Origin of the sequence: Pseudomonas sp. LF-5 (assembly GCF_037626295.1) — a bacterium.
Lineage (GTDB): Bacteria > Pseudomonadota > Gammaproteobacteria > Pseudomonadales > Pseudomonadaceae > Aquipseudomonas > Aquipseudomonas monsensis.
Map to the genome: position 1 here is coordinate 1,051,521 of NZ_JARKMT010000001.1, position 13,483 is coordinate 1,065,003.

Genomic DNA, 13,483 nt, shown 5'->3' on the forward strand with positions numbered 1-13,483 from the left:
ATAATCGGCGCTCGTCTTGAAACCGGGTCGCGGCCTTCGCGAGCAAGCCTGCTCGCGAAAAGACCAGCACACACCACCCAAAATCTGGATCAAACCACCCATGAACACCACCGAAAGCCTCAAGGACTACCAACGGGTTCGCACCCTGGCAATCCGCTCGCTGTTCGAGATCATCGAGCAGTCGAGCGAAGGCACGGTGATTGTCGATCGCGACGCCAACATTGTCTGGATGAACGAGCGCTACGCGCGCCGCTTCGGGCTCGAGTCGGCCGCAGGTGCAATTGGCAAACCCTGCGAAAGCGTGATTCCCGGCAGTCTGTTGCGTGAGGTGGTGCGTACCGGGCGGCCTATTCTGCTAGACATGCAAGACACCCCGAAAGAGCCGCTGGTGGTGATGCGCCTGCCGATCCAAGACGATGTCGGCACGGTAATCGGCGCGATCGGTTTTGCCCTGTTCGATGAACTGCGCACGCTGTCGCCGATGCTCAAGCGCTACTTGAGCATGCAGGAGGAACTGGCTTCGACCCGCTCGCTGCTGCGCGCGCGGCAGACCAAATACAACTTCGCACATTTCATCGGCACCAGCGCCGCCAGCCTCGAAGTCAAACGCCGCGCCCGCCGCAGTGCCAGCACCGAGTCGCCGGTGTTGCTGCTGGGCGAAACCGGCACCGGCAAGGAATTGCTGGCGCAGGCGATTCACAGTGCTTCGCCGCGAGCGCACAAAGCCTTTGTCAGCATCAACAGCGCGGCGATTCCCGAAACATTGCTGGAGGCCGAGTTCTTCGGCACGGCTCCGGGCGCCTTCACTGGCGCTGACCGCAAGGGCCGCACCGGCAAGTTGCAGATCGCCCAGGGCGGCACGTTGTTTCTCGACGAGATCGGCGACATGCCATTGCCGCTGCAAAGCAAATTGCTGCGGGTGCTGCAGGAAAAGGAATTCGAGCCAGTGGGCTCCAACGAGGTCATCCAGAGTGACGTGCGGGTGATCGCCGCGACCTCGACCGACCTGCAAACGGCGATCAAGCGCGGTGAATTCCGCGCTGACTTGTACTACCGGCTCAATGTGCTGCCGATCATCGTGCCGCCGTTGCGCGAACGCCTCGACGATCTGCCGGCACTCAGCGAAGCGATCCTCGAAGAGCTGCGCAGTCAGCATGAACTGAGCCGCACGGCGCTGGATCTGCTGAGCCAGCATGCGTGGCCGGGGAACATTCGAGAGTTGCGGAATGTGCTGGAGCGGGCGGCACTGCTCAGTGATGACCTGATCCTCAGCGAAGCAGACATTCGCGGCTCCATAGGCACGTTTACCCCGGTTGAACGCCCCGCGGCGCCCGCGCTGGAGCCCTTGGCCGACGAGACATTCGCCCAGGCGCGCCAGCGGTTTGACCGGCAACTGATCGAGTCGGCCCTCGCGCAATGTGCGGGTAATGTGCCAGAGGCGGCAGCTCGTCTGGGGCTGGGGCGGTCGACGTTGTACAAGAAGATGCTGGCCTTGGGCATCGCCCAGTCTCAATAAAGAGACTCTAATCTCCATTAATAGAAATGAGCAGAAGCTTCGCGAACGGCCCGCTCCCACAGTGGAATACCTTGCAAATGTAGGCGCGGACCTGCTCGCGAAGGCGTCATCACTTCCAGCATGAATCTCAAAAAAGAGACAAATCTGCGATTCTTTGCAAATCAAAATCCATAAAACTCTTAAATTTCAATGAGTTGTGCATGTGGCACAAATCTCGCTAACACCTCTCCCACACCGGTTTCACCCACAAAAATAACAATTCTGGAGAGACACACCATGAGTGTGATCATTGCCTTGGCCGCCCTCGCGCTGCTGATGCTAGCCGCCTACCGTGGCTACAGCGTTATCCTGTTTGCTCCGATCGCCGCCCTCGGCGCTGTCCTGCTCACCGACCCTTCTGCCGTCGCCCCTGCATTCACCGGGGTGTTCATGGAGAAAATGGTCGGGTTCATCAAACTCTACTTCCCGGTCTTCCTGCTCGGTGCCGTGTTCGGCAAGCTGATCGAACTGTCGGGCTTTTCGCGCTCGATTGTCGCCGCGGCGATTCGTCTGCTGGGCACCCGCCAGGCCATGCTGGTGATCGTGCTGGTCTGCGCCCTGCTCACCTACGGCGGTGTGTCGCTGTTCGTGGTGGTGTTTGCGGTGTATCCGTTTGCCGCCGAGATGTTCCGCCAGAGCAACATTCCCAAACGGCTGATCCCGGCGACCATCGCCCTCGGTGCGTTTTCGTTCACCATGGACGCCCTGCCCGGCACCCCGCAGATCCAGAACATCATCCCCAGCACCTTCTTCAACACCACTGCGTGGGCGGCGCCGTGGCTGGGCGTGATTGGCACGATTTTCGTGTTCTGCGCCGGCATGCTGTTCCTCCAGCGTCAGCGCAACAAGGCCCAGCGCGCCGGCGAAGGCTATGGCACCGAGCTGCGCAATGAGCCAGAAACTGCCGAAGACCTCAAACTGCCGAACCCGTGGATCGCGCTGTCGCCGCTGCTGGCGGTGGGCATCATGAACCTGTTGTTCACTCAGTGGATTCCCCAGTGGTACGGCAAGACCCACAGCCTCGCGCTGCCGGGCATGGCCACGCCAGTGACCACCGAAATCGCCAAACTGACGGCGATCTGGGCGGTACAGGCGGCGTTGCTGGTCGGCATCCTCATGGTGCTGGCGTTCGGCTTCAAAGCCATTCGCAGCAAACTGGCCGAGGGCAGCAAAAGCGCGGTCAGCGGTGCGCTGCTGGCAGCGATGAACACCGCTTCCGAGTACGGTTTTGGCGCGGTGATCGCCTCGCTGCCGGGGTTTCTGGTGCTGGCCGACTGGCTCAAGCAAATCCCCAATCCGCTGGTCAACGAGGCGATCACCGTCACGCTGCTGGCGGGCATCACCGGTTCGGCGTCGGGTGGGATGAGCATTGCCCTGGCGGCGATGTCCGAGCAATTCATCGCCGCGGCCCATGCGGCGAATATTCCGCTGGAAGTGCTGCACCGCGTGGCCGCCATGGCCAGTGGCGGCATGGACACGCTGCCGCACAACGGTGCCGTCATCACCTTGCTGGCGGTGACCGGCCTGACTCACCGCGAAGCCTATAAAGACATTTTCTGTATTACGCTGATCAAGACCCTGGCGGTTTTCGTAGTGATCGGTACTTTCTACGCCACTGGCATTGTGTGAGGTATTCATGACGACTCTTTCCGGCAAGACCGCACTGGTAACCGGTTCCACCAGCGGCATTGGCCTAGGCATCGCGCTGAGCCTGGCCAAAGCCGGCGCCAATCTGATTCTCAACGGTTTCGGTGATGCCTCGACGGTGATCGCCGAAGTCGGCCAGTTTGGCGCCAAGGTCGGCCATCACCCCGCTGACGTCAGTGACCCGGCACAGATTGCCGACATGATCGCCTATGCCGAACGCGAATTCGGTGGCGTCGACATTCTGGTCAATAACGCCGGAATCCAGCATGTGGCGGCGGTCGAGGAGTTTCCGGTGGAACGCTGGGATTCGATCATTGCGATCAACCTGTCTTCGGTGTTCCACAGCACCCGCCTGAGCCTGCCGGGCATGCGTGCCAAAGGATGGGGACGGATCATCAATATTGCCTCCGTGCACGGCCAGGTCGGTTCGACCGGCAAGGCGGCTTACGTCGCCGCCAAGCACGGGGTGATCGGCCTGACCAAAGTGGTCGGCCTGGAAACCGCGACCAGCAACGTCACCTGTAACGCGATCTGCCCGGGCTGGGTGTTGACGCCGCTGGTGCAGAAGCAGATCGACGACCGTGCGGCCAAAGGTGTCGATCCGCAGCAGGCGCAGCATGATTTGCTGGCCGAGAAGCAACCGTCGCTGGAGTTCGTCACGCCGCAGCATCTGGGCGAGCTGGTGTTGTTTTTGTGCAGTGAGGCCGGTAGCCAGGTGCGCGGGGCGGCGTGGAATATTGATGGTGGGTGGTTGGCGCAATAACCTCCACAGAACGATGTGGCCAGGGCGCTTGCTTCCTGGCCACAGGTTACCCACGGTCACAACTGCGTGTATGAACCCGATAAAAAGAGGCAAACAATGTCCGACATCCTCTGGCAAGCCGATGCCAAGCGTATCGCCGGGTCCCGCATGGATAGATTCCGGCGCGCACTCAATCAGCGTCATCACCTGCACCTCGACGACTACCCTGCCCTGCACCAGTGGAGCATCGAGCAGCGTGCCGACTTCTGGCAGGCCATCGTCGACTTCTTCGATGTTCGTTTCCACACCCAGCCTGATGCGGTTTTACGTGAAGGCCGGCAAATGCCCAGCGCCGAATGGTTTCCCGGTGCCACCCTGAACTTCGCCGAACACCTGCTGCGCCGCCGCGACGATGCCGTCGCCGTGGTGGCCGTGGCAGAGCACGGCCAGCGCGAACAACTGACCTGGGCGCAACTGGCCGAGCATGTCAGTGGTTTTCAGGCCAGCCTGCAGGCAGCCGGCGTCGGCCTCGGTGATCGGGTTGCGGCGTGCATGCCCAATACCTGGCAAACCCTCGTGGCGATGCTGGCGACCACCAGCCTCGGTGCGATCTGGTCATGTTCTTCTCCAGACTTCGGTACCCACGGGGTGATCGACCGGTTCGGCCAGATCGAACCGAAGGTGCTGATCACCTGCGGCGGTTATCGTTACGCCGGCAAGACGATCGAGCAGACCGGCAAGCTCAATGAGATTCTCCTGCAACTGCCCTCGCTCAAGCAGTTGATCATCGTGCCCTACGCGCACCCGCACGCACGCATCGAGGATTACCGGACCCGCGCCGAGGTCAGCCTGTGGGATGACTTTTACGAGCCCGGTGGCGAACCGGATTTTATTCCGGTGCCCTTCAACCATCCGCTATACGTGTTGTATTCCAGTGGCACCACCGGTGTCCCGAAATGCATCGTGCACAGCACCGGCGGCGTACTGTTGCAGCACGTCAAGGAACACGGCCTGCATTGCGATCTCGGGCCCGGCGACCGGTTGTTCTACTACACCACGTGCGGCTGGATGATGTGGAACTGGCTGGTGTCGGCGCTGGCCGTCGGCAGCGCGGTGGTGCTGTATGACGGATCGCCGTTCCACCCCGCCCCCGAGCGCTTGCTGGATTTGATCGACGACGAGCGCATCAGCGTGTTCGGCACCAGCCCGAAATACCTCGCTACCCTGGAGAGCAGCGGCGTCAAACCGCGCGCCAGTCATGATCTGGGCAGCCTGAAAACCCTGCTCTGCACCGGTTCGGCGCTGTCGCCGCAAAGCTACGACTTCGTGTATCGAGACTTCAAGGCCGACGTGTGCCTGGCCTCGATGTCCGGCGGTACGGACATCGTCTCGTGCTTCGTCAACGGCAATCCGTTGTCAGCCGTGCGCCGCGGCGAAATCATGGGCAAGAGCCTGGGCATGGCGGTCGAGGTCTGGAATGACGCCGGCCAGCCCGTGATTGGCGAGAAAGGTGAGCTGGTCTGTACCCAGCATTTCCCGGCAATGCCAATTGGCCTGTGGAATGACCCGGACGGAACAAAATTGCGAAAATCCTATTTCAGCCTGTTTCCCGGCGTTTGGGCCCAGGGCGATTACGCCGAAGAGCTGCCGCACGGCGCGATGATGATCCATGGCCGCTCGGACGCCGTACTCAACCCCGGCGGTGTGCGCATTGGCACGGCGGAGATTTATCGCCAGGTGGAGAAAGTCCCGCAAGTGCTCGACAGCGTCGCCGTCGGTCAGCAATGGCAGGATGACGTACGGGTGGTGCTGTTTGTGCGCTTGCACGACGCGGTTGAACTGGATGAAGCCCTGCAAGCGCAGATCCGCCAGGTGATCCGCGCCAACACCACGCCTCGGCATGTGCCGGCGAAAATCCTCAGCGTGACCGACATTCCGCGCACCATCAGCGGCAAAGTGGTGGAGCTGGCTGTGCGCAATGTGATCCACGGCGAGACGGTCAAGAACACCGACGCCCTGGCCAATCCCGAAGCGCTGGAGCAGTTTCGCAATCGCGCTGAACTCGAGACTTGAACCCAGAGGCTGAACCGTTCAGTCCATCAGGCCCCACTCCCCCGTCGTGGGTGGGGCCGGTGTGACATCGCCCTGCAACTTCAAGCGCAGGCGCAGATTGTTCACCGAATCGGCATGTTTGAGTGCTTCTTCCTCGCTGATCGCACCCTCCACCACCAGGCCGTGCAACGCCCCGTCGAACGTCTGCATGCCCAGTTCGGTGGACTTTTCCATGATGCCTTTGAGCTCACCCAATTCATTACGCCGGATCAGGTCCCCGATGGTCGGCGTGCCCAGCATCACTTCCACGGCTGCCCGCCGCTGCCCCTCGAGCGTGCGCACCAGGCGCTGGGAAACAAAGGCTTTAAGGTTGTTGCCCAGTGCATGCAGCAACTGTGGCCGACGCTCCTCGGCAAACAGGTTGATGATCCGGTCGAGCGCCTGATTGGCGTTGTTGGCGTGCAGCGTCGATAAAACCAGATGACCGGTTTCGGCGAACGCCAGCGCGTGCTCCATGGTCTCGCGGTCGCGGATTTCGCCGATCAGCACCACATCGGGTGCCTGGCGCAGAGTGTTTTTCAAAGCCGCGTGAAAACTGCGGGTGTCGACACCGACTTCACGCTGGTTGATGATCGACAGCCGATGCCGGTGGATGTACTCGATCGGGTCTTCAATCGTGATGATGTGGCCACTGCTATGGCGATTGCGATGATCGATCAGCGCCGCCAGCGAGGTCGATTTGCCCGAATCGGTGGCGCCAACAAACAGAATCAGGCCTTGTTTGAGCATCACGGTTTCCAGCAGCACGCGGGGCAACTTGAGGTCTTCAAAGCGCGGAATGTCCAGTTTGACGTTGCGGATCACGATCGACACGTCATTGCGTTGCTTGAACAGATTGACCCGAAAGCGGCCGATGCCGGTGCGCGAGATGGCCAGGTTCATTTCCAGATCCCGGTCGAACTCCCGGCGCTGTTCGGCGTCCATCAGGGAATTGGCGATGACCGCGACTTCACCCGGCTTGAACGGCTGCTCGGCCAACGGCGTCAATACGCCTTGAAAGCGCGCGCTGGGTGGCGCTCCGGTCGACAGGAACAGGTCCGAGCCATGCTGGCTGGCCAAGCGTGTTAACAGTGCATCGATTTCCATGGTCAAATTCACCGACGAAGCATTCAATATTCAGACATGGCCCGCTGTCGTGACGCAGCGGTGCATTGAGCGTCTACCCTCTCGAAGGATAGTAGACGCCGCCTTACCGAATGACGCCCAGGACTAACGCAATGAACGCTGTACCCGGCAACGACGATGCGCAGGCGCTGATCACCCGCACTGACTGGAGTAACAGCGCACTGGGCGACGCTGGTCAATGGCCGCAGAGCCTGCGCACCGCGGTGGACATCGTGCTGCACTCGCCAATGCCGATGTTGCTGCTGTGGGGGCCGCAGCTCACCCAGATCTATAACAACGGCTTCGCCATGCTGGCCGGCAGCAAGCATCCGCACGCTTTCGGACAACCGGCGCACCTGATATGGCCAGAACTTCGCGACTTTACCGACCCGATTTACCGCGCCGTCCTGCAAGGTCAGGTGCGGACCTACAGCGAACGACGCTTTACCCTGCAACGTGACGGCAAGGATTCCGACTTCTGGCTGGATTTGACCTACAGCCCGATTCGCGACGAAACCGCGCAAGTGGCGGGGATCCTGGTCACGGCCATCGAAACCAATGAGCGCCGACGCATCGCGCTGGAACTGCAACAGCGCTCCGAAGACAGCCTCAAGGCGCAACAGCAAACCGAAGAGCGCCTGCAACTGGCCCTGGCAGCCACCGATGCCGTCGGCACCTGGGATTGGGATATCGGCGAAGACCGCTTCATCGCCGACGCTCATTTCGCGCAGTTGCACGGGGTCGATCCGGCGCAGGCGAGCCAGTTGCCGATCAGCGACTATTTGCAGGGTGTGCACCCGGAAGACCGCGCCCTGATCGCGCGCAGCATCAAGCACTGCATCACCCACGGCACCGAGTACGCCGAGGAATATCGTCTGCTGCAAGGCGATGGCGACATACGCTGGGTGTTTGCCCGTGGCCGCTGCTACAAGGATCACCATGGCCGGCCGGTGCGCTTTCTCGGCGCGGCGCTGGACCTGACCGAGCGCAAACACACCGAACAGGCGCTGCGCCAGAGCCAGACCGAACTGCAGCTGATCATCAATGCCATGCCGATCCTCATCAGCTACGTCGACCATGAGGAGCGCTTCCGCCTCAACAACGCCGCGTATCTCGACTGGTATGGCCTGACCCCGCAGGAGCTCTACGGGCGCACCATCCGCGAAGTGATCGGCGAAGAAGCCTATTTTCTGCGCGCGCCGTACATCGCCGAAGCGCTGGCGGGCAGGCCTTGTTCATTCAGCCTGTACACCCCTCACCGCGATGGCAGCATCCGTCACGCGTTGATGAATTACCTGCCGCGACACGGGGCCGACGGTGCGGTCAACGGTTTCTACATCTTTGTGATCGACGAAACCGAACGCAAGAAAACCGAAGAAGCGCTGCGCAACCTCAACGAAACCCTCGAAGAGCGCGTCAGCGCCCGTACCGAACAACTGGCCCAGGCCAACCAGCGCTTGCAGAACGAGATGTTCGAGCGCGAGCGGGCCGAAGATGCCTTGCGCCATGCGCAGAAGATGGAAGCGGTCGGCCAGCTCACCGGCGGTATCGCCCACGACTTCAACAACATGCTCACCGGCATCATCGGCAGCCTCGATCTGATGCAGCGCTATATTGCCGACGGCCGCGCCAACGAGATCGGCCGGTTTACCGAAGCGGCCGTGTCCTCGGCCAATCGGGCGGCGGCGCTGACCCATCGTCTGCTGGCGTTTTCGCGACGCCAGTCGCTGGACCGCAAACAACTGAACGTCAACGAACTGATCCATTCGCTGGAAGACCTGATCCGCCGCACCAAAGGTGATCAGATCGAGCTCAAACTGCAGCTGGCCGACGACCTGTGGCCGGTGAGCACCGATGTGAGCCAGTTGGAAAATGCCCTGCTCAATCTGGTGATCAATGCGCGTGATGCCATGCCCGAGGGCGGCGAACTGCTGATCGAAACAGTCAACGTCTACCTCGACGGCAGCGACATCACCACGCTCGAACCAGTGAAGGCCGGCGATTACCTGATGCTGGCGGTCAGCGACAACGGGACGGGCATGACGCCTTCCGTGCGGTCCAAGGCGTTCGACCCGTTTTTCACCACCAAACCCATCGGTCAGGGCACCGGGTTGGGCCTGTCGATGATTTATGGCTTCGCCCAGCAGTCGGGCGGCCATGTCAGTCTCGACAGCCTGCCCGGACAGGGCACCTGTGTGCGGCTGTATTTGCCGCGTCTGTATGCACTGGAGCCGGAACACGCGCCAGCCAACCCGGTCGAGCCGCCCGCCCACCTGCCGAGCGGAGAAGCCGTGGTCGTCGTCGAAGACGATCCCGCCGTGCGCATGCTGGTGCTCGATCTGCTCAAGGAACTGGGTTATCGCGCATTCGAAGCCGAGGACGCGAAATCCGCGCTGCCCCTGCTGGAATCGGACCTGCGGGTGGACCTGCTGGTGACGGATGTCGGCCTGCCCGGCATGAACGGCCGTCAGTTGGCGGAAGTCGCCCGCCAGCATCGTCCGGGCCTGAAAGTGTTGTTCATGACCGGTTACGCGCAGAAAGCCGCCGAACGTCAGGGTTTTCTCGAGGACGGCATGGACATGGTCGCCAAACCGTTTGCCATTGAGCTGCTGGCGAGCAAGATCCGCACGATGATCAGTCAAACCCGGTGACTTGAGGCATAATCCGCGCCCCGCCGTCACCCCGTTATCAGGTATCGCACGATGAAAGCCCAAGCCCGCCACATTCTGGTGAAAACCGCCGAAGAGGCCGAACAGCTCAAACAACGCATCGCCAAGGGCGAAGCGTTCGATGTGCTGGCCAAGAAATTTTCGACCTGCCCGTCCGGCAAGCGCGGTGGCGATCTGGGTGAAGTCCGTCCGGGGCAGATGGTTGGCGCGATTGACGCGGTGATCTTCAAAAAGCCGTTGCGTACCGTGCACGGGCCGATCAAGAGCAAGTTCGGCTATCACTTGGTGCAGGTGTTTTACCGCGATTGACGGGTTGGCTTCAGGGCCCTTTCGCGAGCAGGCTCGCTCCCACATTGAGAATGCAATCCCCTGTGGGAGCGAGCCTGCTCGCGAACCGATTGCGCCGCAAGCGGCCATTCAAATCTATTTCGGGATCAGTGCTCCTGGCACCTGAATCACCCGACTTGCCAGCAGATGCCCGGCCTCGGCAGCCTCCGCCGGACTCCCGCCCTGCAATCGACTGGCCAGATACGCCGCACTGAACGAATCCCCGGCCGCCGTGGTGTCGACGACTTTCTCGACGGTCTGCGCCGGCACCTCGAACGCTTCGCCATCACAGCGAATCAGGCACGCGTCGGCACCGCGCTTGAGCACCACTTCCGGCGTATCGAACTGCGCGTAAGCCGCGAACACCGCATCGCCGTCGGCAAATCCGAACAGCGCCTGCTCGTCATCCACTGTCAGCAACGCCAGATCAACGTAGGGCAACACGCTGCGATACGCCGAACGCGCCTCTTCGACTGAGGCCCACAAACGCGGCCGGTAGTTGTTGTCGAACACAATGCGTGCATCCCGCTGGCGGGCCTCGATCAGCGTCTGGATCAGCTTTTCCCGGCCCAGCGCACCAAGCACAGCGAGGGTGATACCGCTGAAATACAACACGTCGTAATCGGCCAGCGCCGCCAGAATCGGCTCGGCCGCCGGGGTGGTGAAACAGTCGCGGACGGCCGCTTCGTTGCGCCAGTAAAGGAAGCGGCGTTCGCCGTTGGCGTCGGTCTGGATGCAGTAGAGGCCCGGCAGACGCCCGGGCAGACGTTGCACCAGGTCGAGGCCAATGCCTTCGCTGCTCCAGATTTCACACATCGCGTCGCTGAAGCTGTCATCGCCCAGCGCGGTGACGTAATCGACTTGCGCTTTATCGCCAAGGGCGCGGGACAGGTAAACCGCCGTGTTAAGCGTGTCGCCGCCGAAGCTTTGCTGCAGGCTGCCGTCGGCGCGCTGTTGCAGTTCGATCATGCATTCGCCGATCAGCGCGATGCGCGGGATGTTCGGGCCCAGAGGGCTGAGGGTGGTCATCGGGTGTGTCTCTGCTGATTCGGTGGTGTTTGATCCGGCCTCATCGCTGGCAAGCCAGCGCCCACATGATCTTCACAGTCCATGAGATCCCTGCGGGAGCTGGCTTGCCTGCGATTGGCCGCAACTCGGTCTCAAGCCCTAGAAGCAAGTCTCCATGCTCTCAACCACCGCCAACTGCTCATCCACCAGCAACCCCACACGCCACTTGTCGAACGTCAGGCACGGGTGCGAGGTACCAAAGGAAATAATGTCCCCCACCCGCAGCTCAACCCCCGGCGCCACACTCATGAACGCGTGTTGGTCCATCACCGCCGTGACCTTGCACGCGCCCACGTCATCGCCCACCGCCGGCACAATGCCGGCCTTGTAACGCCGCAACGGCACCGGCAAACCGGCATCGAACGCCACGTCGCGCTTGCCCAGGGCAATCACCGCGAACCCCGGCTCCGGCAACGACTGCACATGCGCCCAGACCTCCAGCGCCGGACGCAAACCCTCGTGCAAGTCACTGCGACGGTCGAGCACGCAGCACTGCGCCTCTTTGTAGATGCCGTGGTCATGGGCCACGTAACTGCCCGGACGCAGCACGCTGAGAAAGCGTCCGCTTGCGTTCTGCGCTTCGAACGATTCGGCGATCAGGTCGTACCAGGCCGAACCCGATGCGGTGATGACCGGCTTGGGAATGGCGAATGCGCCGCTGTCCTGCAGTTGCACCGCCAGGCGCACCAGCGACGCGGCGAATCGGCGAATGCCGCTGACCGCGTGGTCGCCGTGAATCACACCTTCGTAACCTTCGATGCCGGTCAGGGCCAGCGCCGGTTGGGCGTTAATCGCCTTGGCCAGCGCGATAACTTGCGCCTCACTGCGGCAACCGCAACGACCGCCGACCACGCCGTACTCGATCATCACGTTCAGCTTCACCCCGCGCGAGGCGAAGTAGGCGCCGAGATCGGCGACGTTGTCCGGGTGATCGACCATGCAGTAGAAATCGAACGTCGGATCAGCCAGCAGATCGGCGATCAGCGCCATGTTCGGCGTACCGACCAACTGGTTGGCCATCAACACCCGACGTACGCCGTGGGCATAAGCCGCGCGGGTCTGGGTCGCACTGGCCAGGGTGATGCCCCAGGCACCCGCGTCAAGCTGACGCTTGAACAGCGCTGGAGTCATGCTGGTCTTGCCGTGGGGCGCCAGCTGCGCCCCGCTGTCGCTGACGAATGTCTGCATCCAGCGAATGTTGTGCTCCAGCGCCCCGCGATGCAGCACCAGGGCCGGCAGGCTGACGTCACGCACCAGATGCGCGCCGATCGCGGCATCGCCCTTTTCCACAGCAGAATTGATGGCAGTCGTCATGGTCGAACTCCTCACTGTCGCGGCCGCAGGCAGCCGCGCTTATTCGTTGATTCGTCGGGCGAGGCTGTTGGCGCTCTCGATCAAAACCCGGCGATAGTCGTTGTAATTGTTCTTCGCATCGGCCCGAGGGGCGACGATGCACAGGGTGCAAATGGCCACGCCGTTGGCGTCTTTGACCGGGGCGGCGAAGCAATGGGTAAAGGTGTCGGCGACGCTGTCGAACGAGAAGAAGCCATCGAGGCCGGCCTGACGGATTTCCGCCAGAAAACGTTCCAGCGGCAGACGCTCGCCGTCGGGCAGGATGAAATCGTCTTCGTCGATCAGGTCGATGATCTGTTGGTCGCTCAAATGGGCGAGCAGCAGGCGCCCGGACGCGGTCCACGGGATCGGCGCGTTTTCACCGATATCGGAAGAAATGCGGAAATGCCGCTCGCCCTCCTTCATCAGCGCCACCGTGTATTTGCGCCCGTTAAGCAAGCACATCTGCGCGGTTTCCCGGGTCTGGCTGACGATCTCCTGCAAGGCGTGATCGGCCTCGCGGCTGAGGTCGAAATGACGCAGATGCGCCTGCCCGAGAAAATACAACTGCCGGCCGAGATAAACGTGACCGTCCTTGCCCACCGGCTCCAGAATCCGTCGCTCCAGCAGTGACGCCACCAGTTCGTAGACCGTGGATTTCGGGCTGCCGATGCCGTTGGCGATGTCGTTCGGACGCAGCGGCTGGCCGATTTCCTTGAGGAAATCGAGGATATCGAACGCCCGGTCCAGACCACGGGCCCGGCGTTTGATGGTGTCTTCGGTCATGTCTTCAATTCCCAATGAAAGTGCCGGGAGTTTACCGAGAGTGCGCTGTCGACGGTTAGATCGCTTTCGCGAGCAGGCTCGCTCCTACACGACAACGTATTCCAACGGTAGGAGTGAGCCTGCTCGCGATAGGGTCACCTC

The 13,483-nt window shown here is 61.7% G+C and carries 10 protein-coding genes; 6 read left to right on the top strand and 4 right to left on the bottom strand.

The window, feature by feature from the left end; all coding sequences use genetic code 11:
* Nucleotides 1-100: 100 nt before the first annotated feature.
* From PseuLF5_RS04800 to PseuLF5_RS04815, 4 genes are all read left to right on the top strand, one after another.
* Nucleotides 101-1,516, top strand: coding sequence for a sigma-54 interaction domain-containing protein (locus PseuLF5_RS04800; RefSeq protein ID WP_267795055.1), 1,416 nt, complete (start codon nucleotides 101-103; stop codon nucleotides 1,514-1,516).
* A 276-nt stretch (nucleotides 1,517-1,792) separates the two neighbouring features.
* Nucleotides 1,793-3,184 (top strand): GntP family permease, encoded by a 1,392-nt coding sequence (locus tag PseuLF5_RS04805; RefSeq protein ID WP_123468250.1) that lies wholly within the window; start codon nucleotides 1,793-1,795, stop codon nucleotides 3,182-3,184.
* Nucleotides 3,185-3,191: 7 nt separating this feature from the next.
* The gene (gene hbdH / locus PseuLF5_RS04810) at nucleotides 3,192-3,965 is read left to right on the top strand and encodes a 3-hydroxybutyrate dehydrogenase (protein ID WP_123468248.1); all 774 of its coding nucleotides are present in this window, start codon (nucleotides 3,192-3,194) and stop codon (nucleotides 3,963-3,965) included.
* 96 nt (nucleotides 3,966-4,061) lie between these two features.
* Nucleotides 4,062-6,017 (top strand): acetoacetate--CoA ligase, encoded by a 1,956-nt coding sequence (locus tag PseuLF5_RS04815; RefSeq protein ID WP_340133054.1) that lies wholly within the window; start codon nucleotides 4,062-4,064, stop codon nucleotides 6,015-6,017.
* Nucleotides 6,018-6,035: 18 nt separating this feature from the next.
* Here PseuLF5_RS04815 and PseuLF5_RS04820 read toward each other — a convergent pair whose 3' ends face one another.
* Nucleotides 6,036-7,142 (bottom strand): PilT/PilU family type 4a pilus ATPase, encoded by a 1,107-nt coding sequence (locus PseuLF5_RS04820; protein WP_128614074.1) that lies wholly within the window; start codon nucleotides 7,140-7,142, stop codon nucleotides 6,036-6,038.
* Between the two features lie 131 nt (nucleotides 7,143-7,273).
* Here PseuLF5_RS04820 and PseuLF5_RS04825 point away from each other — a divergent pair, with 131 nt between their 5' ends.
* Together PseuLF5_RS04825 and PseuLF5_RS04830 are read left to right on the top strand one after the other, a co-directional pair.
* Nucleotides 7,274-9,811: a PAS domain-containing hybrid sensor histidine kinase/response regulator gene (locus tag PseuLF5_RS04825; RefSeq protein ID WP_123468242.1), complete on the top strand. Its 2,538-nt coding sequence runs from the start codon at nucleotides 7,274-7,276 to the stop codon at nucleotides 9,809-9,811.
* 51 nt (nucleotides 9,812-9,862) lie between these two features.
* The gene (locus PseuLF5_RS04830) at nucleotides 9,863-10,138 is read left to right on the top strand and encodes a peptidylprolyl isomerase (RefSeq protein WP_007912322.1); all 276 of its coding nucleotides are present in this window, start codon (nucleotides 9,863-9,865) and stop codon (nucleotides 10,136-10,138) included.
* Between the two features lie 114 nt (nucleotides 10,139-10,252).
* Here the strand turns inward: PseuLF5_RS04830 and PseuLF5_RS04835 are convergent, their stop codons facing one another.
* The 3 genes from PseuLF5_RS04835 to PseuLF5_RS04845 all read right to left on the bottom strand — a co-directional run bounded on the left by PseuLF5_RS04835 (nucleotide 10,253) and on the right by PseuLF5_RS04845 (nucleotide 13,342).
* Nucleotides 10,253-11,185, bottom strand: a complete 933-nt coding sequence (locus tag PseuLF5_RS04835; protein ID WP_340133055.1) for a sugar kinase — start codon at nucleotides 11,183-11,185, stop codon at nucleotides 10,253-10,255.
* 138 nt (nucleotides 11,186-11,323) lie between these two features.
* Complete coding sequence (locus PseuLF5_RS04840; RefSeq protein WP_340133056.1) at nucleotides 11,324-12,538, bottom strand: amino acid deaminase; 1,215 nt, start codon at nucleotides 12,536-12,538, stop codon at nucleotides 11,324-11,326.
* A gap of 39 nt (nucleotides 12,539-12,577) precedes the next feature.
* Complete coding sequence (locus PseuLF5_RS04845; RefSeq protein ID WP_123468235.1) at nucleotides 12,578-13,342, bottom strand: IclR family transcriptional regulator; 765 nt, start codon at nucleotides 13,340-13,342, stop codon at nucleotides 12,578-12,580.
* Between the last annotated feature and the right edge of the window lie 141 nt (nucleotides 13,343-13,483).

Excerpts from the sequence above, each read along its gene's own strand:
- PseuLF5_RS04845 (WP_123468235.1), bottom strand. The coding sequence starts at position 13,342 with ATGACCGAAGACACCATCAAACGCCGGGCCCGTGGTCTGGACCGGGCG.
- PseuLF5_RS04820 (WP_128614074.1), bottom strand. The coding sequence starts at position 7,142 with ATGGAAATCGATGCACTGTTAACACGCTTGGCCAGCCAGCATGGCTCG.
- PseuLF5_RS04825 (WP_123468242.1), top strand. The coding sequence starts at position 7,274 with ATGAACGCTGTACCCGGCAACGACGATGCGCAGGCGCTGATCACCCGC.
- PseuLF5_RS04815 (WP_340133054.1), top strand. The coding sequence starts at position 4,062 with ATGTCCGACATCCTCTGGCAAGCCGATGCCAAGCGTATCGCCGGGTCC.
- hbdH (WP_123468248.1), top strand. The coding sequence starts at position 3,192 with ATGACGACTCTTTCCGGCAAGACCGCACTGGTAACCGGTTCCACCAGC.
- PseuLF5_RS04805 (WP_123468250.1), top strand. The coding sequence starts at position 1,793 with ATGAGTGTGATCATTGCCTTGGCCGCCCTCGCGCTGCTGATGCTAGCC.
- PseuLF5_RS04800 (WP_267795055.1), top strand. The coding sequence starts at position 101 with ATGAACACCACCGAAAGCCTCAAGGACTACCAACGGGTTCGCACCCTG.
- PseuLF5_RS04840 (WP_340133056.1), bottom strand. The coding sequence starts at position 12,538 with ATGACGACTGCCATCAATTCTGCTGTGGAAAAGGGCGATGCCGCGATC.
- PseuLF5_RS04830 (WP_007912322.1), top strand. The coding sequence starts at position 9,863 with ATGAAAGCCCAAGCCCGCCACATTCTGGTGAAAACCGCCGAAGAGGCC.
- PseuLF5_RS04835 (WP_340133055.1), bottom strand. The coding sequence starts at position 11,185 with ATGACCACCCTCAGCCCTCTGGGCCCGAACATCCCGCGCATCGCGCTG.